Origin of the sequence: Photobacterium piscicola (assembly GCF_900166965.1) — a bacterium.
In the GTDB taxonomy this organism is placed as follows: Bacteria; Pseudomonadota; Gammaproteobacteria; order Enterobacterales; family Vibrionaceae; genus Photobacterium; species Photobacterium piscicola.
This window is the reverse complement of the sequence record NZ_FUZI01000001.1, coordinates 1,165,181-1,188,405: the sequence shown is the minus strand read 5'-3', so window position 1 is coordinate 1,188,405 and position 23,225 is coordinate 1,165,181. Positions and strand designations below refer to the sequence as shown.

At 37.4% G+C, this 23,225-nt stretch carries 18 protein-coding genes; 9 read left to right on the top strand and 9 right to left on the bottom strand.

The genetic code is table 11. The annotated features are described in order from the left end of the window. Positions 1–7 precede the first annotated feature (7 nt). From hcp to CZ809_RS05385, 4 genes are all read right to left on the bottom strand, one after another. Complete coding sequence (gene hcp, locus CZ809_RS05400; protein ID WP_080156351.1) at positions 8–1,669, bottom strand: hydroxylamine reductase; 1,662 nt, start codon at positions 1,667–1,669, stop codon at positions 8–10. A 179-nt stretch (positions 1,670–1,848) separates the two neighbouring features. Beyond that, the gene (gene norR / locus CZ809_RS05395; protein WP_080156350.1) at positions 1,849–3,372 is read right to left on the bottom strand and encodes a nitric oxide reductase transcriptional regulator NorR; all 1,524 of its coding nucleotides are present in this window, start codon (positions 3,370–3,372) and stop codon (positions 1,849–1,851) included. 153 nt (positions 3,373–3,525) lie between these two features. Then, entirely contained in the window at positions 3,526–7,440 is a 3,915-nt protein-coding gene (locus tag CZ809_RS05390; protein WP_080156349.1) for an AsmA family protein, read from the bottom strand. Between the two features lie 236 nt (positions 7,441–7,676). Next, positions 7,677–8,567, bottom strand: a complete 891-nt coding sequence (locus tag CZ809_RS05385) for a MurR/RpiR family transcriptional regulator (protein WP_080156348.1) — start codon at positions 8,565–8,567, stop codon at positions 7,677–7,679. A gap of 135 nt (positions 8,568–8,702) precedes the next feature. Here CZ809_RS05385 and murQ point away from each other — a divergent pair, with 135 nt between their 5' ends. After that, positions 8,703–9,608, top strand: coding sequence for an N-acetylmuramic acid 6-phosphate etherase (gene murQ, locus CZ809_RS05380; RefSeq protein WP_080156347.1), 906 nt, complete (start codon positions 8,703–8,705; stop codon positions 9,606–9,608). A gap of 76 nt (positions 9,609–9,684) precedes the next feature. Here murQ and CZ809_RS21135 read toward each other — a convergent pair whose 3' ends face one another. Together CZ809_RS21135 and mltC are read right to left on the bottom strand one after the other, a co-directional pair. Beyond that, on the bottom strand, positions 9,685–9,852 hold the full coding sequence (locus tag CZ809_RS21135) for a hypothetical protein (RefSeq protein ID WP_159447936.1): 168 nt from the start codon (positions 9,850–9,852) through the stop codon (positions 9,685–9,687). Between the two features lie 93 nt (positions 9,853–9,945). Continuing rightward, positions 9,946–11,070 (bottom strand): membrane-bound lytic murein transglycosylase MltC, encoded by a 1,125-nt coding sequence (mltC, locus tag CZ809_RS05375; RefSeq protein WP_080156346.1) that lies wholly within the window; start codon positions 11,068–11,070, stop codon positions 9,946–9,948. A gap of 416 nt (positions 11,071–11,486) precedes the next feature. Between mltC and katG the strand changes: the two genes are divergently transcribed. From katG to CZ809_RS05345, 6 genes are all read left to right on the top strand, one after another. Continuing rightward, a complete protein-coding gene (gene katG / locus CZ809_RS05370; protein ID WP_080156345.1) occupies positions 11,487–13,673 on the top strand; it encodes a catalase/peroxidase HPI in 2,187 nt (728 codons plus the stop codon). 532 nt (positions 13,674–14,205) lie between these two features. Beyond that, positions 14,206–14,574, top strand: a complete 369-nt coding sequence (locus CZ809_RS05365; protein ID WP_080156344.1) for a hypothetical protein — start codon at positions 14,206–14,208, stop codon at positions 14,572–14,574. Positions 14,575–14,613: 39 nt separating this feature from the next. Then, positions 14,614–14,973 (top strand): VOC family protein, encoded by a 360-nt coding sequence (locus CZ809_RS05360; protein ID WP_080156343.1) that lies wholly within the window; start codon positions 14,614–14,616, stop codon positions 14,971–14,973. A gap of 46 nt (positions 14,974–15,019) precedes the next feature. Then, positions 15,020–15,550, top strand: a complete 531-nt coding sequence (locus tag CZ809_RS05355; protein ID WP_080156342.1) for a phosphoribosyltransferase — start codon at positions 15,020–15,022, stop codon at positions 15,548–15,550. Positions 15,551–15,793: 243 nt separating this feature from the next. Beyond that, entirely contained in the window at positions 15,794–16,801 is a 1,008-nt protein-coding gene (locus CZ809_RS05350; protein ID WP_080156341.1) for a transposase, read from the top strand. A 250-nt stretch (positions 16,802–17,051) separates the two neighbouring features. Further along, on the top strand, positions 17,052–17,585 hold the full coding sequence (locus tag CZ809_RS05345) for a GNAT family N-acetyltransferase (protein ID WP_080156340.1): 534 nt from the start codon (positions 17,052–17,054) through the stop codon (positions 17,583–17,585). A gap of 25 nt (positions 17,586–17,610) precedes the next feature. Here CZ809_RS05345 and CZ809_RS05340 read toward each other — a convergent pair whose 3' ends face one another. Together CZ809_RS05340 and CZ809_RS05335 are read right to left on the bottom strand one after the other, a co-directional pair. After that, positions 17,611–18,120: a MerR family transcriptional regulator gene (locus CZ809_RS05340; protein WP_080156339.1), complete on the bottom strand. Its 510-nt coding sequence runs from the start codon at positions 18,118–18,120 to the stop codon at positions 17,611–17,613. A gap of 63 nt (positions 18,121–18,183) precedes the next feature. Then, the gene (locus CZ809_RS05335; RefSeq protein WP_080156338.1) at positions 18,184–19,212 is read right to left on the bottom strand and encodes a sigma 54-interacting transcriptional regulator; all 1,029 of its coding nucleotides are present in this window, start codon (positions 19,210–19,212) and stop codon (positions 18,184–18,186) included. A gap of 194 nt (positions 19,213–19,406) precedes the next feature. Here CZ809_RS05335 and CZ809_RS05330 point away from each other — a divergent pair, with 194 nt between their 5' ends. Continuing rightward, positions 19,407–21,656 (top strand): nitric-oxide reductase large subunit, encoded by a 2,250-nt coding sequence (locus tag CZ809_RS05330; protein WP_080156337.1) that lies wholly within the window; start codon positions 19,407–19,409, stop codon positions 21,654–21,656. Between the two features lie 160 nt (positions 21,657–21,816). Here CZ809_RS05330 and CZ809_RS05325 read toward each other — a convergent pair whose 3' ends face one another. Further along, the gene (locus tag CZ809_RS05325) at positions 21,817–22,413 is read right to left on the bottom strand and encodes a uracil-DNA glycosylase family protein (RefSeq protein WP_045035455.1); all 597 of its coding nucleotides are present in this window, start codon (positions 22,411–22,413) and stop codon (positions 21,817–21,819) included. A 138-nt stretch (positions 22,414–22,551) separates the two neighbouring features. On the opposite strand from CZ809_RS05325, the gene CZ809_RS05320 reads away from it, so the two are divergent. Further along, positions 22,552–23,223 carry a glutathione S-transferase N-terminal domain-containing protein gene (locus CZ809_RS05320; protein WP_080156336.1) on the top strand — a complete coding sequence of 224 codons (672 nt, stop codon included), beginning with the start codon at positions 22,552–22,554 and terminating at the stop codon, positions 23,221–23,223. Positions 23,224–23,225: the final 2 nt, after the last annotated feature.

Here is a 23,225-nt window from a genome sequence, read left to right as displayed (position 1 = left end):
ATTAAGTTTATGCACTTAAGATAGTTTTAAGATCTGCCTCTGGGGTTGAGATCGGACGCATATCAAATTTTTCAGCAATAATTGCAAGCAGGTTATCGGTTAAAAATGCAGGTGCTGTTGGACCGGTATAAATACCTTTAACGCCTAGTGCAAACAAGGTCAGTAGAATCACAATCGCTTTTTGCTCAAACCAAGATAACACTAATGTCAGTGGTAATTCGTTAATACCACAATCGAACTCTTTCGCTAATGCGAGGGCTAACTGAATTGCTGAATAAGCATCATTACATTGGCCTACATCGAGTAAACGTGGAATACCGTTAATGTCGCCAAAGTTATTTTTATTAAAGCGATATTTACCACAAGCTAAAGTTAAGATCAGTGAATCTTGAGGAACTTGTGCTGCAAAATCAGTAAAGTAACTACGTTCTGCTTTATCACCATCACAACCACCAACAAGGAAGAAGTGGTTAATATTGCCTTGTTTAACTTGATCAATAACAGCAGGTGCGGCTGCCATTAGCGCATTACGACCAAAGCCAACCGTGATCATATGTTCGATTTCAGTGTGTTTAAAGCCGTCTAATGCTAAAGCACAATCAATAACTTGAGTGAAATCATCACCTTCAATATGCGCCACACCAGGCCATGCCACGATACTACGTGTAAAAATACGATCTGCATATTGACCTACATTAGGGTTAATTAGGCAGTTTGATGTCATCACAATGGCGCCAGGGAAATTGGCAAATTCAATCTGTTGGTTCTGCCAAGCACTACCGTAGTTACCCACTAGGTGAGGGTATTTCTTTAGTTCAGGGTAGCTGTGAGCAGGTAACATTTCACCATTGGTGTAAACGTTAATATTTTTGCCTTCAGTTTGTTGCAGGATCTTTTCAAGATCGTGCAAGTCATGACCTGAGACTAAAATACATTTACCTTCAATTGGCTTAACGTTAACTTGGCTAGGTTCTGGGTGACCAAAAGTATTGGTTTCGCCTAAATCAAGCATTTCCATTACTTTGTAGTTCATCAGACCAATTTCCATTGAACACTCAAGTAATGCATTTAGATCAGTCGGATCTGTGCCTAACCAGCCCATGATGTGGTGGTATTGTGCATAAATAGCATTATCAGTTTGATCTAATACACGCGCATGCTCCATGTAAGCCGCTGCGCCTTTTAGTCCATATAAACACAATAAACGTAAGCCAATCACATCTTCATTGATGGTTTCATAGCCGCGGTTAACGGCAACTTGTGGCGCTAACGCTAAGATAGCGTCAATATTATCGGGTAATTCAAATGTAGCCACTGCGGGTAGGGTTGGTAATGGCTGTTGTGTCAGTGTCATTGCTGCTGTTACGGCTTGTGTTAAACGTGCCTTATAACTTGCAGCAAGGTTTGTTAGCGCTAGAATGCGATCACGATCAAAGTTAACATTGGTTAAGGTCGAGAAGAATGCACGTGGTGCCCAATGGTTAATTTCATCATCAACAATATCAAACTTTTGTGCAAGATCCGCCCAGTATGATACCCCTTGCAAGGTATAAACTAACACATCTTGTAGATCTGAAATTTCAGCCGTTTTACCACACATACCTGCGGCGTAAGAACAGCCTTTTTTAATCGGTGTTTCTATTGTCTGTTCACATTGAATACAAAACATGAAAAAGCTCCAGCGTTTGATTATCTAATTATAAATATTATCTCCTCGCCATATAGCATTAACCGTGCCACCTTTTATGTTATTGTTTTTAAGTATTTTTTTTATATTTCCATTTATTGATGATGTTATAAATACATCATAATCGTTGTATATATGACATCATTAGTTTGATGGTGTTGTTATTTAATACCTAATTTTTTTCCCATGCGGTAGAGATTACCGCGATCCATTTGTAAAAATTCTGCCGATTTTGACCAGTTTTTGTTTGTTTTTTCAAGCGTGTGTTCAATTAACTGCCTTTGATAATTTTCAACTAATTGTCGCATTGGTTGTGATTGTTCAGGGAAAAATTGTGATGTGTTTTTAACATCATTGGTTGGTGGTAAATCAAAATATTGATTAGTTACAGTCTTTTGTTCATCTTGTATGGCACGTAATGCTGCTCGGGTAAGTGTATGTTCTAATTCACGAATATTACCCGGCCATGACTTCGCTTCAAGCATGCTTAATACTTTGGGATGAATATGTAGATTAGGTATATTAAATTGATGGCGCACTTTTTCAAGTAAATAACCAGCGAGTACGGGAATATCATCATGACGTTCACGTAGAGAAGGCACAAAGATAGGAAAGACATTAAGGCGGTGATATAAATCAGCACGAAAGTGACCAAGCTCGACTTCTGTCTCTAATTGTCGGTTAGTTGCGGCGATAATCCGTACATTAACGTGTAAATGTTGGTCACTGCCAACCCGTTGCAATTCACCTTGCTGGATCACGCGTAATAATTTTGCTTGTAAAAGTAGCGGTAACTCGCCAATTTCATCTAAAAATAGAGTTCCGCCATCGGCTAATTCAAATTTACCTGCGCGATGGCTATTTGCGCCAGTGAATGCCCCTTTTACATGACCAAACATCTCACTTTCAGCGAGCCCTTCGGGTAGTGCGGCGCAGTTAACATAAATCATTGGCGTATCTGCACGTGCAGATTGAGCGTGAATTTCATGAGCTACCAACTCTTTGCCTGTGCCTGTTTCACCACTGATCAACACCGCATAATCAGACTTTGCAACGGTGGCAATATTGGTACGTAACCGTTGCATTACAGGGCTAATGCCAACCATTTCACCTTGCTGTGAGCGTGCTTGTTGGATCAATGTATTTGTGAGTGATTTTTGCTTTTTATTTTGATCTTTCAGTGCATTAAATTGGGCGATATTACGTAACGTTGCCGCCGCTAAAGCCGCAAAGGTTTCAATGGCAACGGTTTCAATATCATCAAATGCGCCAACGGTTAATGAATCTAATGTTAAGACGCCAACCAATTGTCCTTCAACGTATAAGCTACAACCTAAACAATCATGAATATCAATGGTTTGTTGTTCATTAAGTAAAATACCGTCAAAAGGATCGGGCAATGGTGAATCGGCATCAAAACGGACCGGTTGTTTACTGGCCATAATGGCTTCTAAACGTGGGTGTGCTTGAGGATAAAATCGACGTCCTAATACTGCTGGGGATAATCCTTTAACGGCAACAGGAGTTAATAAACCTTGCTTATCGAGTATAAATAATGCACTGGCATCACAAGGGAAAACTTGATCAATTCCATCAATAAGATGCTGATAATGCTGTTTATTAGCAAGGTTTGCACTGAGGTTGAGCGCGATATTAAGCAGTACATTATCGAGTTTTGAATTCATAATAACCTTGTTGATGCTAATGATGTGATAACAATAAAGTTGATGTCTTTATTACATCATAACCAAGGTGGTGATTCTTTATTTTAAAACAACAAAATAAAAAAAAGATGGATTATAAAATCCATCTTTTAACATTACAGGGAGATAATGCGCCTATTGTGTTTGCCAAATTCGCTGGCATTCCGCACTGCCATTAGCGGCAATCGGTTTTTCAAACAGCCATTGTAATGGCGCCACGACAGGGCTGGTTGTAAACCGTATCGATGTTTCAAAAATGGCAGAGAGCGGTATTTCAAGATTAAACTTCTCAAACGTGCCATGCACTTCTACAGGGGTTTGAAGGCTAAATATTTGTGCTCTTTTAGATCGTGGTGATAGATACAAGTTAAAGTCATGTTTCTTATAACTGGCATTAAATGCGCCATGTACTTGAATGCGTGAGGTATCAAGTAATAAATCACGTTGTTTCATATTGCCATTATGGATATTAAATCCGCCAGCAACGCAGTTAAGTACCGAGTTATCTTTGGTGGTAAAGGTGGGTAATACGGCATCAGCTAAACTCACCGCCCACAGATCGATAAGATTAGCTTGATAAGCTTTAGGCCATGCCGCAAACCCAATAAAACCATTGGCATTATTCATTAAGCTTTCTGGTGTATTAGCAACACTGCTTAAATCAAATTTAGCACTGATCTTACCGTGCATATCAGTTTTAGGATCGATACGGCGGGCGATAATGCCGTAATCAAAATTCTTCACCAGTCCATTGAGTTTAATAGCAAATTTATCACCTTTAGGCGCAACAGAACCATCAATATTGATATCACCACCGGGTAATTGAATATGTAATGGTTTCAGCGTTAATAGACCATTATGTAAGGTCCAATCCAATCTACCAGCACCTAACCAATCTTTACCTGAACGTACATTGCCTACGTTTAGTTTAAAATCTGCATTGAATAAATTTAATCCCTGCGGACTAATGACATTTACGGGCTGATCTTTAACGGTAAGCTTATGGTTTTTTTGGTTAGCAGGTAACCATGCTTGCCAATTTTTCAGCTTGAAATCGTTGATCTGTATAAACGGTGCATTAAGTGCCAATTTAATATCAGGACGATGACGACCATCACCTTTAAGCGGTGGTAAAAACTCACCACGGCCTTTAAGAGTGCTGCTACCAACCTTGATTAACATGTCACGCAGGTGGTAACCGATCTTATCCATTGATAATGATGCGGCGACTTTTACGGGTCCATAAGGGGGTAATTTTATGCCAGTGAAATCATCAAAGCGGTTTAAGTTTGGGGTCGTTGCCTCAAAGATTAGATTCAGTTTTTTAGGATCAATCGGTAATACAACCTGTGATTGAGCATCAAACTTAATGTCACCAATATTGGCATTTAGTTTAACTGGAATTGACTTACGGCCATCATTGGCTTGCTTCAATGATACTGAATTAAGCGTGATTGCTACGGGTTTATTGGCCGCTTGTCCATCAAGGGTAAGATGAGTCGCCGTATTCGGCCCTGTAATAAAGTGGCCTTGGTTCAATGCGATATCAAATGCTTTACCAGTGTAGCTGTCTGATAGGCTTAATTTACCACCATTGAGTTTAGCATCTATCTTTGCTTGTTCCATTAACTCTAACAATGTTCGACCTGATAATGAAACAGCAAGTTTGGCACTATCTAAGCTCATACCGAGATTATTGACGATATTAAATTGATGTAAAATACGGCCAATATTAGGTTTGTTTACCGCTAAATGTAGCTGTGAGTTAATGGTTTGATTATTAATATCAAAGGCAATATCACCGTTATAAACACTGCCTGCATAACGCGCACTAAACGGTGATGTACTGAGTTTACCGTTACGGATTTGACCTTTAAATGCCATATCATCAACTTGCTGTTGTGCCCACAGCATTTTATTAACACGTAAATTCACATCGGCATCTGCAATGATAATTTTGTTACTCAGAATAGGCACATCAAGATTAACGCCTTGGGTAGGGACCGTTTGTTCTACTTTAGGTAAGCTGGTCTTATTAATAAACTGACTTAATTGAGTAAAATCAAGTGTATTGAATTGGCTATTTAATTTTAAAAATGGCTGATCGTGTAAAGATTGCCACTGTAAATTTAATTTACCCTGACTGTTAAGTAGCGTGATATCAGGAATATCAAGATCCAGCCATTGACCGTTATTGGTTAGCTTACCTTTGAAATTAAGTTTACCATGCATGGTTTCACGAGTATTGAGCCATGGACTTAGTTTTCCAACGTCATTACTGTGAACGTTAATGTCAAACCAACTGCCTTGCTGCCAGTCAGTATTGACTAACTTACCTTGTGCTTTTATATCTAAAACTGGACTTGAGAAGTGCAGTGATGGTGTCCAAGTGCGATGATTAATAATATCGGCTAATGTGCCCGTTTTGGCAGTAATCTTAACCGGAATATCCATGATTTTACCGTTAATATTTGAGCTGAACGGCTGTGACATTCCGGAATGTAATTGCGCTTTATCAATGGCAAATGACGCTTTAGCCCCCCAATTGATATTAGCATGACTGATAGTAAGTCCAAGCTGACTGTTATCTAACCATTGTTGTAATTTGGTACCTTCCGTTGTGAGTTTCAGTTGCGCATTTTTAAGGTATCCCGTTGCATTGGGTAAGCCTGAAATCCAACCAGCCATTTCACCTAATGGTGAATCTTTAGCGCCTAACGTAACATCTACTTTTGATGTCCATTGCGTTGCATTAATACGGGCATTGCCTTTAAAAGCAACATTAGCAATATTGGCTGCCATTGGTGCAGATAATTTGCCTTTTTCACCATCAATGTTAAGTGAAATCGTGTTAACAGGTGTACCAAGACCTTTGATTTTACCGATGGTCAAGCCGAAGTGAGTACGCGTTTTAACTAACCACTGATCCAATGCTTTTTGTAGTGGTGATTGTTGTGGTGCTGCGGCATACATTGATGCACGCATCATTTGTGGTTGCGGTTGTAGCCATGGGCGAAGATCAATCTCTGGAATATCTAACTTGCCATTAATAATGTTTAGCTGTTGAGCATTTTGCGCAAAACGAACATTAATATATCCCTCAGCAGAGGTAATAGGGCTGTGTATTTGAATATTTTCAAAGGCAATACCTTTATTGGATACACTGAGTTCAGTGGTCATCGATAAAGGGGCAACATGCTTTAAATCAAGATCTAAGAGGTTTGAAATTTGGTTAGTATTTTTCCACTGTAAACTGATATTAGCCGTTGAATCATCACCACTATTAAATGGGGTTATGTTGGCATCAATATCGACTTCAGCACCTGCAAAGCTGCCTTTGGCAAATAATTGACCATGTTGATTATTGATCAGTTTTTGTAAATCACCCGTCAGTGAAAGGTTATATTCACTGCCCATAGCATCGCCTTTAGCGACTAATAACCATTTATCTGGTTTGGTTAGCGCAAGGTGATCAAGATAACCACTGTAATAGGTTCCTTTAACTTGGTCTTCATAATTAAGACGAATTTTGTCTGCGATAATATTGTTACTTAAAATTAATTTAAGTGACGATGATTGGGTGTTTTTTGGTGATGTAGTCGGCTGATTAAACAACCAATTCTCATTACCTTGTTGATCTCGTAGTAAGTTTAATGAGATATCTTTAAGATTAATGTAATCAATTTTCAGTGTGTTTTTTAATAATGGCAATACTGAAATTTTGGCTGCAATATAGCCTGATTTTAGCATTGGCTGCCATGGCATTGATGTTAAATTCGCAATGGTAACATCACTTAATTCAATCTCTGGGCTAAATGACAGGGTGACAGTCATATTTCCTTTGATATCTGTTTTTCTATCAAGGGTCTTGGTTAGCCATTGATTAATTTCATTTCGATGTGAGCTCAGATCAAGTTTAACGCCATAAGCTAATACGCCAGATACTGTGATGATGGGCGTTAAGAATGCGATCATTGCCCATAAGGCCACTTTTTTTACGGTCTTTTTTTTATGGACAACTGGAGTTGATTTTGGGGTATCTTGAGTCATTACTTATTCAGTTTCTATCCGTAGTCATGAAAGATAAATCCAGCAGCGGTTATTCGTAAAAATGGTGTTTTACTTTTATTTTTGTTATCGCTGGAGCGTTATTTATGAAAGCCATTATACAGTGTGACATTTCGCAATGTCTGTGGTTCCATTCTTTTTTCGTATTTTCATGGTTATAAATGCATAACTTTCGCGTTTTTAACAAAAAAATGTCGTAGTGCTGATTTTAAAAACGATTAAAGATTATTCGTTGGTGAGTTTTTAAGCGATTGTTGCGCGAGAGCCATAAATAATAGATCGGTTAAGGTCTGTTGGGCTGCTTGTAATGCAATTGAATAATTGTATTTTTGAGTATGACTACACATTGATGTCTTTACCGCTAAGGTATCCAGTGTAAATTGTGCAACTTGTCGCAATGTGCTGGAGTCGTGGGAAGTTAAGGCCACTAATGGTACACCTTTCGTTGTTGCCTGGTGTGTAGCCTGAATGATCTCTGGCTGGTGGATCTCTTCACCAATGACACACAGCATATCACTTGGCTGTAGTGTGTGGGTAATGATGATCTGAAGTGAGGGCTCTTGTTGTGTAATTACTGCCATGCCTAGTGTCAGTAATTTAGTACTAAAATCTTTCGCAATCCCTGCGGCATCACCTAAACCGATTAATTGAATACGCTGCGCTTGGGTAAATAGCGCAATGATATGGTGAAATGAGGCTTCATCGATGGCATTTGTCGTTTCAATGATGGCATCAGTTTTTTGATGTGCTAATTTTTGCGCGAGAGTAATAACGCTATCATTGGGGCTAATTTGGTTGGGTAGCTGTTGCGGATCACTGCCAATGGCTTGTTGACGATCCAATTCTTCAATCATTGCCATTTTGAACGCTGGAAACCCTTTAAATCCTAGCTTTTGCGTGAATTTAACGATACTTGATTGACCAACATTAGCTTGCTGTGCGAGTTGCTGCGATGACAGCGTTACCACGGATTTTGGGTGTTGTAATATTAAAGCTGCAATTTTCTGGGCGCTAGGTGATAACTGTGATTTGATATTGGCAATATTAGCAAGAATCGTCATAGGTTTGGTTGGTATTGAGGTGATGCTATTAGCATAATCGATAGCCATAAATAAAAGTATGATGATTTTGTATTTATCTGTTGCTATTGGTTGCTCGGCCGTCGTTTGATTGTGAAATTATTATTTAATCGCAACATGAATACGTTATGCTATCACTAATGTTATTGATTTTAGAGCGTTACCATGCAAATTGATTTAACGAAATTAGTCACTGAAAGCCGAAATAATGCCAGTGAAGCGATAGACACATTATCAACGTTAGAGATGCTGAAAGTTATCAATAATGAAGATAAAAAAGTCGCATTGGCTGTTGAGCAAACATTACCTGCGATTGCTCAAGCTGTGGATGCTATCGCTACTGCATTTTCACAAGGTGGACGGTTAATTTATATTGGTGCAGGTACGTCTGGCCGTTTAGGTATTCTTGATGCAAGTGAGTGTCCACCGACATATGGCAGTGCGCCAGAACAAGTGGTCGGTTTAATTGCAGGTGGCCATCAAGCGATTTTAAAAGCAGTTGAAAATGCAGAAGATAATGTTGAAATGGGCGCTGATGATTTAAAAGCCATCCATTTTTCTGCCAAAGATGTACTTGTTGGTATTGCTGCCAGTGGACGTACGCCGTATGTATTAGGGGCAATGGCGTATGCGCGTTCTGTGGGGGCGACTGTCGCTTGTGTAAGTTGTAATCCTCAAAGTCCAATGACGGCTGCTGCTGATATTGTGATCACACCAGTTGTCGGCGCTGAAGTTGTAACTGGATCATCACGTATGAAAGCGGGCACTGCCCAAAAGTTAGTGCTTAATATGCTTACAACTGGCGCAATGATTCGAATGGGTAAAATTTATGGCAATTTGATGGTAGATGTAGAAGCGACCAACGCTAAATTAGTTGAACGTCAAAAGCAGATTGTGATGCAAGCGACGGAATGTGATCGTGAGCAAGCAGAAGTAGCCTTAGATGCATGTGATGGCCACTGTAAAACAGCGATTGTGATGGTATTAACAGGGATTGATAGCGAGACAGCGAAAGCACTTTTACAGCGCAATAAAGGTTATATTCGTCCTGCAATTGCGGAACTTAACTAAGCTAAAATCATGAAATAGCTTTGGGCTGAGAAATTATATAAACACACACTTGAGCATTGTGTGTGTTTAACTTTGATTATAATAATTGTTCCGATATTTGTTGTTTTTGTTCTAATATCGGCGGTGGTGACGCTGGTGTGGTATTGACTGATTGTTCGTTCGGACTATCGTTAAATCGGCATAAACGCAGTGAAATAACCAGTGTTAATGCCGATATAATGAATAGTACTAATAGAATGATCATATTTTATCCCTAAATACTTACATCAAAAAGGTATGCTTATACAGTATACACAGACAATGAGTTTATTGTTATCGTAATGTCATATCCTATCCATTACATTGCTTCAAATTCTTTTTGAAAATTGAGTACTTTCTCTAAGTAGCGTCGAGCTTCTGCTTTGGGGTGTTTATTGGTTAACGCCCAGTAAACTTGATTGGGTTGTAACTGGTTAAGATCCACCATCGCCTGTTTTCTGTCGGTATCAAAGGTTGCCAGTACGCCACCGGTGCCACCGTTATAAGCAGAAATCATAGTGTAATGTTTAGTAGTGGGGTGCTGAACTTCTTTTAAGTAACGATTTTTTAAAATATAAAAATACGCTGTTCCAGTATCTATATTATTGGCTGGATTAAATAAGTATTCTTTAGTTGGAATCCCAGGTTTATTTTTTACCAGATTAAATACATCAGCCCCTGCTGTTTTAGGAATGACCTGCATTAATCCATAAGCCCCTGCATGGCTCACGGCATAAGGATTAAAGCTACTTTCTGTTTTTACAATAGCGTAGATAAGATCTTCATCAATATCGTAACGCTTAGCGGCTTGACGAATCAGATCAGCATATTGATATTCTCGTTGCTCAAGGTGATCTGCGACCATATTAATTTCAACATAGTATGCTGTACCGCGTTGGAGTTGTTGGGTCTTCAATTTATTTGCAATTAAGTAGTCAGCATATTGACCTGCACGCCAAGGCCATTGAATATTTTGATTTTGATGATCTTTCACTTGGCCTAGCAAAAAAGGTTTACCATTAAGTGGAATGGGTTTATCACTAAAGATGTCAACTTGAGATGGATCTGCGGGCATTAATAATGTTTCTTCAATCGCTTTTTTAAGGGTGTGTTGCGGTGCATGTTGAGTTACCGTTGAAACATAAATTTTGCCGTTATCAAAATCAATGTGTGCACGGGTACGATAACCATCAAAATATTTCACATAACGGTGTTTACCCGCCTGTAAATAATTATCGTCGCCCCATTGTTTTTTAACTTGGCTTTCAAGGTAGTTCAGTAATGCTTGGCGTTGTGATTCAGTGAGTGCACCGAAATTATTATTGTTGTTATTATTTCCAATATTCGTTGATGGTGCACAATTATAAATACAATCAGGTGTTGGTGATGTTGAACACGACACTGTAAATAAACACGCTACGATTGTAAGCCAAGTTTTTTTCATTATTATCCCTAATTATTATAAATAATAGATCTTCCTTCCAAATATTAATGGTATTTTGTGGTATGAGAACCAAAAATACCATTAATTATAAGATGTTAGTTTACCTAAGCTCTGCATGTATTGGGGGCTAATTTTTTCATGGTGGCGATGAAATTTTTAAATATACGGGGTGTTTATTTTTGATAACTATTGTCTATTGAATTGATAGATAGGGAGTATTGTCTTTAATTCTTTAAGTGCTATAAATTATACCTAACGAATAAACAAGCCACTTACTTCAGTGATAAATTTAATTTATTAGATTTTAAATTTACCCACAAAAATAACGTTACTATATTATTTGATTAGGCTATGTTTATACAAAATATGATGTTTAATGATTATCAGTAATCATACGAAAAATTAGGATAATAATAATGTCAAAGTGCCCATTCAATCATACACAAGCGGTTAATCCTTCAATTAATCCAGGTAATGGTACCTCTCCAAGCGATTGGTGGCCAAATCAGCTTAAATTAGGTTTACTTCACCAACATAATACTAAATCAAACCCAATGGGTGATGATTTCGATTATGCAGCAGCATTTAAAACACTAAATCTAGAAGCTGTTAAGCAAGATCTTCGTGATTTAATGACTGATTCTCAAGATTGGTGGCCTGCAGACTTTGGTCATTATGGTCCTTTCTTTGTTCGTATGGCTTGGCACAGTGCTGGTACTTACCGTACTTCTGATGGCCGTGGCGGTGCAAGTACTGGTAACCAACGTTTTGCGCCACTAAACAGCTGGCCTGATAACGTTAACCTTGATAAAGCTCGTCGTCTAATTTGGCCTATTAAGCAAAAATACGGCAATAAAATCTCTTGGGCTGACTTAATTATCCTAACGGGTAACGTTGCTCTAGAATCAATGGGCTTTGAAACAATCGGTTTTGCCGGTGGTCGTGTTGATATCTGGGAACCTGAGCTAGACGTTTATTGGGGTAAAGAGAAAACATGGTTAGCTGATGATACTCGTTACGAAAAAGGTGATGCAGTACGTGAGCTAGAAAATCCATTAGCAGCTGTTCAGATGGGTCTTATCTATGTAAACCCAGAAGGTCCAGATGGTAACCCAGATCCACTACTTGCTGCTGATGATATTCGTCAAACATTTGCTCGTATGGCAATGGATGATGAAGAAACTGTTGCATTGATCGCTGGTGGTCACTCATTTGGTAAGACACACGGTGCTGGTGATGCAGCGCACGTTGGTGCAGAACCTGAAGCGGCTGGTATCGAACAACAAGGTTTTGGTTGGGCATCAAGCTACGGTAGTGGTAATGCTGCTGATACAATTTCAAGTGGCCTTGAAGTTACTTGGACAACAACACCAGCAGAATGGAACCATACTGGCTTCTTCCATAGCTTATTTAGCCATGAGTGGGAATTAGAGAAGAGCCCAGCAGGTGCACACCAATGGATCGCTAAAGACGGCCGTGATGAATACCCAGATGCATTCGGCGAAGGTATGCACAAAGGTACAATGCTAACAACAGATATTTCACTACGTGTTGATCCTGTTTATGCTGAAATTTCACGTCGTTTCTATGAGCACCCAGAACAATTCGCTGCAGCATTTGCTCGCGCTTGGTTCAAACTAACTCACCGTGATATGGGTCCTCGTGCTCGTTACTTGGGTTCTGAAATTCCAACACAAGAGTTCATCTGGCAAGATCTGATTCCTGCAGTTGAATATGATGTTGTTAATGATGCAGACATCGCAGCATTAAAAACTGAAATCGAAGAATCTGGCTTATCTGTACACGAGTTAGTATCTACAGCATGGGCATCAGCATCTACATTCCGTGGTTCTGATATGCGTGGTGGTGCTAACGGTGCACGTGTTCGTTTAGCGCCTCAAAAAGATTGGGAAGTGAACGAACCAGCTCAGCTTGATAAAGTATTAACTGTACTTGAAAGCATTAAGGCAAACTTCGCAAAAGAAGTGTCTCTAGCTGACTTAATCGTACTTGCTGGTGGTGTTGGTATTGAAATGGCTGCTAGAAAAGCAGGTAATGATGTATCTGTACCGTTTACACCTGGTCGTGCTGACGCAACACAAGCACAAACTGATGTAGATTCTTTCTCTGTTCTGGAGCCTATCGCTGATGGCTTCCGCAACTTTGAAAAAGCAAAATACACAGTTGCAATGGAAGAATTGCTACTTGACCGCGCACAGTTACTAACCCTAACAGCGCCTGAAATGACAGTACTAATCGGTGGTATGCGTGTTCTTGATACCAACTACCAACGTAGTGAGTTCGGTGTGTTCACTGACCGTAAAGAAACATTAACTAATGATTTCTTTGTAAACTTACTAGATATGGCAACAGTATGGAAACCAACTTCTGTTGACCAAGATATCTTCGCAGGTACTGATCGTAAGACTGGCGAGCAGAAGTGGATGGCAACACGTGTTGACTTAGTATTTGGTTCTAACTCTCAACTACGTGCAATCGCTGAAGTATATGCTTGTGCTGATGCTGAAGATAAGTTCACTAATGACTTTATCAATGCATGGGTTAAAGTAATGAACGCTGACCGTTTTGACCTTAAAAAATAAGGTTACAATTCGGTAGTATCACTACTCAATAATCTTTAATGAAGAGGCGCTGATTATCAGCGCCTCTTTTTTTATGGGCGTTATTTTGTTATTGCCCACTCCGTTATTTTTCTACTATAACGATCAAACTTCCCCCGGCATTTATTGCCTACAATGAATGCGAACTACCCACCGTCATTCCCTATAGTGAATACAAACCACCTGACGTCATTCCCTACAGTAAATGTCCGCTAGGGCGATAGGGAATTTACCATCAGCGTGTTGTAGAATTACTATTTCATTGATGTCTTTTAAGCTCGATCACGTGATGAATAGATCACGGATAGCTCATGCTTCGCTTCCGAGATGACGAATAATAACCAATCCTCACTTTGTGATTATTATCGGATTCTATAAATAAAAATGTATCAGATTTATAATGTTTTTGTATTATTGTGAGAAAAAGATGTTACGGATTCAAAGAATAAATTTGAGCTAGTTATTAATATAATAAGCTATTATGAGTTTAATAAAATCTGAGGGAGATAATTGAATGGTAGCAGTGATTGAAGAAAGAAAGCGTGGCTTTTGGTTAACAGCATTCTTGGTTTTAATGGTGATCGCAAATGCTTTGTCTGTATTTAATTATTTTTTAAATCCAGACATGGTTATAACAGCATTTCCAAATATATCGTTAGGGTTAGTTTATTTACTAGGTGGCGTGTGCCTGCTTAATGTATTTTTAGCGATTGGAATATGGATGTGGAAAAAGCGAGCAATATATGGTTTTTATATTGTTGTCATTTTCGGTCTTTTAATCAACCTGTATATTGGTGTTGGGCTAATTGGCTCACTGTCTGGTTTAATTGGTGGTATTATTTTGTTTTTAGTGACAAAAAAGAAGATGCAGTATTTCGTATAATATTGTTAGCATTTAGATGTAAGAAAATAACAGGATAATATTAATGAAAAGTCAATCATCCATGTTGCTTTAGTTGTGAAAGATTATGATGAAGCCATTGATTTCTATGTGAATAAGTTGAAGTTTGAATTGGTTGAAGATACTTATCAGGCTGAGCAAGATAAACGGTGGGTGGTTATTTCGCCTCCTGGTTCAAGGGAGTTGGCACGCGCATCAAAACCAGAGCAAGATGATTTTTGGCGAGACTATAATCGTATGGTTTCTGACGGCATTAAATTTGTTCGTGAACCACAAGTTCAAGATTATGGGACAGTAGCCGTTTTCGAAGATCTATACGGTAATCTTTGGAATTTATTGGAATTAAGTGCCGTTCATCCAATGGCGATTAGAACGCTATAACAAATAAAGATGGTGTCACTCAGTTAATAAAAATTAAGGATGTTTGATGAAAAATAATTATATTGGTGAATTGGTTTTAAGCCAGCAGCAAATCAAAGAGGGTGTAAGTATTGTTGCTAAAAAGCTGAATGAACGTTTTCAAGATGCGGTCATTATTAGTGTGGTTCCCGGTGGTATATTGTTTACAGCAGATTTAGTTCGTGAATTAATGTTTGATATTTGTATGGATTATATTTCATGTCCACATACACCCGGTGATAGTAATAATAATTCGAAGATTGTTTATCATCAGAATATTAATATTGAACATCGAGATGTGATTGTGATTGATGATGCTATTGAGTCGGGTGGTACCATGAAACGCTTAATCCAGCATATTTCAGATAATTATCACGTTAATTCATTATCTATCGCGACACTGTTTGTTAAGCCAAGTCGGGTTGATATTGCTGTGCCTCAATATTTTGCGTATGAAATGAAAAATGATGATTTGCTTGTAGGTTATGGTTTACCGTGGCAAAACAAATTAAGAAACGTGCCTTATGTCTCAAAATTGGTTAATGAAAACGAGAAATAAAAGAGAGGAAAAAATTGAGAAAAAAATAGGACACCCATAAGTTGTTTTCTAAATAATACCTCGTCATACCTACCCAACGTTTTGAATAGATAGAGGTGTTATTTTAGCTAGAACCAATGAATCCATTATATTTAGTTACATTTGATGTGTGTTCATTTTCCAAAAAAATAAAGGACAGCCATATCCTTGCACATTAACCATGAGTAACTACACTTAAGCTTCAAGTTGCTTATGGTAAAGCCAATGACAATCTCAAGACGGAAATTGATAGAGCCTCAAATTACGCCTTTTTATCATGTAATTAATCGTTGTGTGCGGCGTGCATATTTGTGCGGCGACGACCCGTATAACGGCAAAAACTATCACCATCGTCGTGGTTGGATAGTAAATAAAATCAAACAATTAGCAGCTGTTTTTTGTATTGATGTTTGTGCTTATGCGGTGATGAGTAACCATTATCATTTGGTGCTAAAAATAGATACAGAGCAACAACAAAAGCTAACTCAAGAAGCGGTAATATCGCGTTGGTTACAGTTATTTAATGGTCATCCTATTGCGGTCGATTTCTTAAAAGAAGGGCAAATAGGCGCAGATAAACAACAAGCATTATCAAATTTAGTGGCTGAATGGCAACAACGATTAGGCAGTATTAGCTGGTTTATGCGCTGCCTTAATGAAGAAATCGCCCGCAAAGCCAATAAAGAAGATCAATGTAAAGGGGCGTTTTGGGAAGGACGGTTTAAATCTCAAGCATTACTAGATGAACAAGCGTTATTATCGTGCATGATGTATGTTGATTTAAATCCGATTAGGGCTGGCGTTATACCATCACTCGAACAGTCTGATTTTACTTCAATTCAGCAGCGCATTCGTGAATATCAGCAACTGAAAACTTCTGCTAAACAATCACCATCAAATAAAGGTCACTTTCAATTATTACCCTTTGTTGGTGCTGAACATCAGGAGAAAATACCAGGGATAAATTTTGCTTTTGTCGATTATCTCGAACTTATTGATTGGACTGGCCGTTGTATTCGAAATGATAAAAAAGGTTTTATTGCATCTAGCCAATCAAAGATTTTGCAACAATTGGGAATAACGCCTGATGCTTGGCTTGAGCATAGTGAACAATTTATGGAACATTATGCCAATGTAAGCGGCAAATGGTCCCGAATGTGTGCTTTCAAACAACATGCAGGTGGGCATTGGTGCAAAGGAAAATCAGCGAGTCACCAGTTGCACCCTAAATAGATATAGTTTCTTATAATCAGATAAAAATACTACAATAACCGTCAGGATTGTGGGTTTTATTGATCCTGAAATATGGAAACAGCATTGATTTAACAAAGAATATAAATAACAAGCCGTAATTTTTATAGTAAAAGAGTTTGTTGTTGATGGAATAGTTTATTTTTTAGGGGCTCTATTTTATAACAAAATATTTGGCTGTCCAACGTTGTGTTGTTAAGTTGTCGAGTCTTTGTTTCATTATGGTGGCAGTGTGATAAATAAATCTAAATTTACATCTCTAGCATTTACGACAACTAGACTTGAGGTTGTAAATGTTGATTTTTATTCGATGTCAGAATTAATGAAATCAATCTTATTATCAGAGATTATTAGTTTACTTTCTGCTTCGGTTGTCGAATCGTTACCACCTTATTTTCATGAAATTAATACTACATCAAAAGCCGAAACTTGGCTTATGAGAATGTTATCAGAAAGTCATTTATGCTCAGTTAAGCATAAAGGTTGTGATTCGATTATTGGCTTTGTTTTCCTTTCTGAATCAGATGTTGCTACAGCTAATTTAGGTTATTTATTAGCTGAATCTCATTGGTATCAAGGTTATGGTAGCGAATTACTGATTGGCTTACTTCAATGCTGCCGTGATAACCAATGGGCTGAAAAACTAATTGGTGGTGTAGATATGAAAAATGAGGCTTCGAAAAAGTTACTTCAAAAAGTAGGTTTTGTTGCGTTGGAAGAGAATAATCAAAACATTATTTTTTATGAATATAATTTATGTGGATAACCTCATCCTTGAGGTTGTTCTTATTTTATAGCGCGCGAATCTTAATGATTTCATCGCTAGAAATTCCCAGTGACTCTAGGAACTTCTGGTGCTCTAGTGGCTCTAGTGCTTCAAATTTTTGATGCCATTTAATCATATCGGTTTCAGTGAATCCTGCTGCAACCATTATTTCTACCCAACGATCTTTATTCACAATATTTTCCTCTAATAAACTCGGTTCTTGAAGCAGCATCACAACAGCTTTTTGCTGTGCGCGTAGGTTTTGAATTTCTTTCTCTAATTCATTGAAATGATCTTTCAATATCTGAGTTTGAGATTCTGCGTTTCGATTTAACAATGTACGAATACTTGCGATAGACAGACCATACGAGCGATAAGAGGTAATTGTTTTTAAGCGTTGAACTTCTTTGTCGCCATACCAGCGGTAGCCATTCTCAGAACGGTAAGCGGGCATCAAAAGCGCTTCTTTTTCGTAATACAAAATAGTGGTACGAGAAACGCCGAACTGTTTTGCGATATGAGTGACCGTAAGCATATATTCCCCATTATTTGAGCGAAGCTACATCTTGAACCCTAGCCTTATAGACGGGTCAATAACTTAATTATTCTTAAGTCCTAGCCTGTTGGCAAGTCGATGTAAATTACTGCAATCAACTTGTAGTGCTGATGCTGATTTTGACCAATTTCCTTTTTGTTGTGCCAGTGTTTTCTTTATATATTGATATTGAAAAATCTCAGTAGCTTCACGCAGTGATAAATGTGTTTTATTATCTTTAATATTTTCTTCAATTGGCACGTTAGTTAAAGGTTGATCTGTCTCATTATTCACTAAAATATTGTTAGCATGTATGCAGATATCTTTATTACATTGTTCAAATTTAGCCACTAATGCTGCTCGATATAAGCTATTTTCTAATTCACGTATGTTGCCAGGCCAGCTATAGCTTTCTAATAAATGAATACAGTGAGGCGTCAAATATAATTTATAAAGAACTAATTCATGCTTAATTTTTTCTAAAATATATTCGGCGATAGGTAAAATATCAGTCATTCTTTCGCGTAATGTTGGCACTATTATTGGGTAAACATTTAGGCGGTGATAGAGATCTTCTCTAAAAGTATGGTTATCAATTGCTTTGATTAAATCAACATTAGTTGCTGCAATAATACGGACATCGACATGGGATACGGTATCAGCCCCTATCCGTTGAATATCACCATATTGTAGTACTCGTAATAATTTTGCTTGTAATCTTAGTGATAAATCGCCAATTTCATCTAAAAATAAAGTCCCTTTATTGGCGAGTTCAAATTTTCCAATTCTGTTATTTATTGCACCAGTAAATGCCCCTTTTATATGTCCAAAAAGTTCACTTTCTGCGATATTTTCAGGTAAGGCTGCACAATTGAGATATACCATATTTGATAAAAAGCGATTTGATTTTTGATGGATAGCTTCGGCAACTAATTCTTTTCCAACGCCAGTTTCGCCTTGAATTAAAACATTTAATTCACTGTTAGAGACTATTTCTATATCTTGTTTTAGCTTTTTTGCTGCCGCTGAAAATCCTATTATTTCCCGTTTTGAATGTTTAACTATATGATTTTTATTAACAATATTAGACATACCTAGGTTTTATTTCCTCATTTACCCATAACATGTATTTATAATGTCATTATAACCATGTTGGTGTCATTAGTACTATGAGCTGTTTGGTCTTTATGACTGTTTATTGATATAAATTGCATTTAAATCATAATGTTAATTGTTGGCATGGCTTATGCCTATAAGTGGTTACTTTGATTTTAGAGGACACCATTTTGAGCAGATTAAAGGCCAGTGTAATAGTATTATTCGCTATTTGTTTTATCTCTTTTGCTGTTTTATTAAGTTTAGGAAGCGAAATATATCAAGAAGCACCTCCGATTCCGTCAAAAGTCGTAACGACATCAGGTAAGGTAATTTTCACTAAAAAAGATATAGAGCAGGGTGAGTTAGTTTGGCGTTCTATGGGTGGGCATGAATTAGGATCTGTTTGGGGGCATGGCTCATATGTGGCTCCTGATTGGACTGCGGATTGGCTTCACCGTGAGAATCAAGCATGGCTTAACATCTTAGCGAAACAACAGTTTGGGCAATTATATGCGACGTTAGCAAATCCTAAGCAAGCGTTTTTACAGCAGCAAATAAGAGACGAGATTAGGCAGAATAGCTTTAATCCAACAACAAAAGTGATCACCATATCGAACGATCGTGGGCTGGCTATTGATGAAGTTATTGCTCATAACATCAAACTTTTTGGTAATGATAAAAGCTTAGATAAGCTTCGCCAAGATTATGCAATGAAAAATAACACCATTCCATCGCGTGAACATCGTGAAGAACTTAATGCTTTTTTATTCTGGGGAGCTTGGGCTGCGGTAACAAATCGCCCTAATGAAAACTACAGTTATACTAATAATTGGCCGTATGATCCTAGTATAGGCAATATACCCACTTCTGATAATATCGTGTGGTCAGTGTTAAGTCTTGTTGTACTTTTAATGGGGATTGGTGGCCTTGCGTGGTATCAAGCAGCGCTACGTCATGACCCGCTTCCTGCTATTCCATCGCAAGATCCATTAATTAATATCAAGCCTACACCGTCTCAAAAGGCTGTTGGTAAATATTTTATTACGGCGATTGCATTATTTTTACTACAAATAGTATTAGGTGGAATTACCGCGCACTATTCTGTTGAAGGCCAAGACTTTTATGGTATCCCGTTAGCTAAAATATTGCCGTATTCTTTAACTCGAACGTGGCATACACAATTGGCTGTTTTTTGGATCGCAACAATATGGCTAGGCACTGGCCTTTATATTGCGACATCACTATCAAAACATGAGCCTAAATATCAGCGATTAGGTGTGAACGTGTTATGGGTTGTGTTGGTCTTTATTGTTTTCGGTTCGATGGCTGGAGAATGGTTCGCTATTCAACAATACTTCAATTTAGATACCAGTTTCTTAATTGGTCATCAGGGAATGGAGTATATTGATCTGGGCCGTGTATGGCAGATATTGCTATTTATTGGTTTGTTAGTTTGGTTAGCGTTAGTCACCGCCGCTATTTATCCTAGTTTGGTTAAAAACAGCAATGATCGTCCGGTTATTTTAGTACTCTATTCATCTTGTGTAGCAATTGGCCTATTTTATGGCGCAGGGCTATTACAGGGTAAACATACTAATTTAGCTATGGCTGAGTATTGGCGTTGGTGGGTGGTTCACCTATGGGTTGAAGGGTTCTTTGAGACCTTTGCTACATCTGTGATTGCACTTATGTTTGTACGTCTTGGTTTAGTTAGAGCGAAAACTGCAAATAGTGCTGTGGTCTTTACCACTATCATTTTCTTAACGGGTGGCTTATTAGGTACATTGCACCATCTTTATTTTGCAGGCACACCAACATCCATTGTTGCATGGGGTGCTATCTTCTCTGCTTTAGAGGTTGTGCCGTTAGCTCTGATCGGATTTGAAGCGGTTGAGAGCTATCGTTATTTAAAAACAACACCTTGGATACACAACTATCATTGGGCAATTATGTTTTTTGTTGCCACTGCGTTCTGGAATTTAGTGGGGGCAGGGATCTTAGGCTTTTTAATTAATCCACCGATTTCACTTTATTATATTCAAGGTCTTAATACGACAGCAGCTCATGCGCATGGTTCTTTCATGGGGGTATATGGCATGCTGGGTATCGGCTTAATGCTTATTTGTTTACGTGGTATAAGTAGTAAGCGAAAACTGTGGAGTGAAAAACTTTTAAAATATGTATTCTGGACTCTGAATTTAGGATTAGGCGCGATGTTGGTCTTTTCTTTGTTACCCGTCGGTATTGTGCAATTCTTTGCTGTTATTAATCATGGTTATTGGTATGCGCGTAGCCCTGAGGTAATACACAGTGAATTAGTTCAACATTTAGTATGGGCTAGAATGCCTGGCGATCTTTTATTTAGTCTAGGGGGCATTATATTAGCACTATTTTTAGTTAAGTTAATATTTCAAAATAAAGTTGCCGATGTAAGATAATGTTTTGATTTAAAGTGATATTTCAATAGTTATTATCGAGAGGTATTATAATTTAATACCTCTTTTTTTAGCATGTTTACTATATAAATTTAAATGGAATAAAAATAAATGATAGCAAAAATGATTGTACTCATATTTTACAATATTAAAGATGTGTTTTTTATTGGTGGTGATCAATAATTGTTGCTATTTTTTGCTTTAAAATTGGAAGGATAGTGGATTCAAATGCGGGATTTTTAGAAAGCCAAATATTGTTTCTTGGGCTAGGATGAGGAATGACAAAAATATTATTATCACGGTTTTTTTGATTGAATACTTCGGTAGTAACCGCCGTTTTCTTACCTAAATAATAATCTATCGCATATTTACCTAATAAAATAACCAGTTCAACATTATTTAATTTTGGTAATAAAACCGGATGCCATGTTGCTCTGCATTCTGGGCGGGGAGGCTTGTCACCTTTTCGCTTACCATCCACGATAATAACTCCCGGATAACAGAACCCGATAGGAATAATATTAAAGATGTTTTTATCATAAAAATCGTCATTATTGACCCCTAACCATGAGCGTAATCTTTCTCCACTCATGTCATCAAATAATGTATTTTTAAAATGTGCTTTTTCTCCGGGGGCTTGCCCTAATATTAATATCTTAGCTTTATAACCAACTTGTAATAATGGGTTTGGCGGATAAGGCAATTTACCTTTGCAAATTTCACATTGACGTATATTAATCAGGAGTTTATCGAGTTCCATAACTTAATCCTTAAAGAAATTGAATGATGACAAAATACTATCATAATTTATTACTATGATAATACTTTAAAATTAAAATATGATTATACAAGAACAATTTAATTGAATTTCTGTGTAATTATAAAAATAGGTGAATTAATGAAAAATCTTACACTTTATACAATTGGCTCTCCTAATGGGATAAAAATACCTATTTTACTTGAAGAGCTAAAACTAGATTATACTTTGGTTAATATAGATATTACTAAAAACGAACAATTTTCGGCTACGTTTTCAGCTGTAAATCCCCGACATAAAATACCGGTATTAATAGATAAAGAATATCCTAATGGGGAATCGAATGTTATTGCCGAATCGTGTTCAATTTTATTGTATTTGGCTGATAAGTATAATGATTTTATTTCTAACGATATAATAAGCAGAACAAAAACAATAGAGTGGCTTTTTTATCAAGCAAGTACAGAAGGCACTGTTTTTGGTGCTTATGGGCATTTTTCTACTTATCATAATGATAAAATTATTGATCCTTATCCACGTGAACGATATTTAAAAGAAACTATTATTGTTCTTAATTATATAAATAGTGAACTTAATAATAAATTATTTCTTGTTGATAATAAATATTCTATAGCAGATATTGCAATGTTTCCGTGGATTATTTGGATCATTAATTTCTATAATATTGAAGACGTCATTGATATGAGTATTTATTCAAATATTACTGATTGGGTTGCCCGATGTTGTGCGAGACCAGAAACAATAAAGGGATTGGATACTTATCATTATTTAAATATTAAAAATAACCAATAATT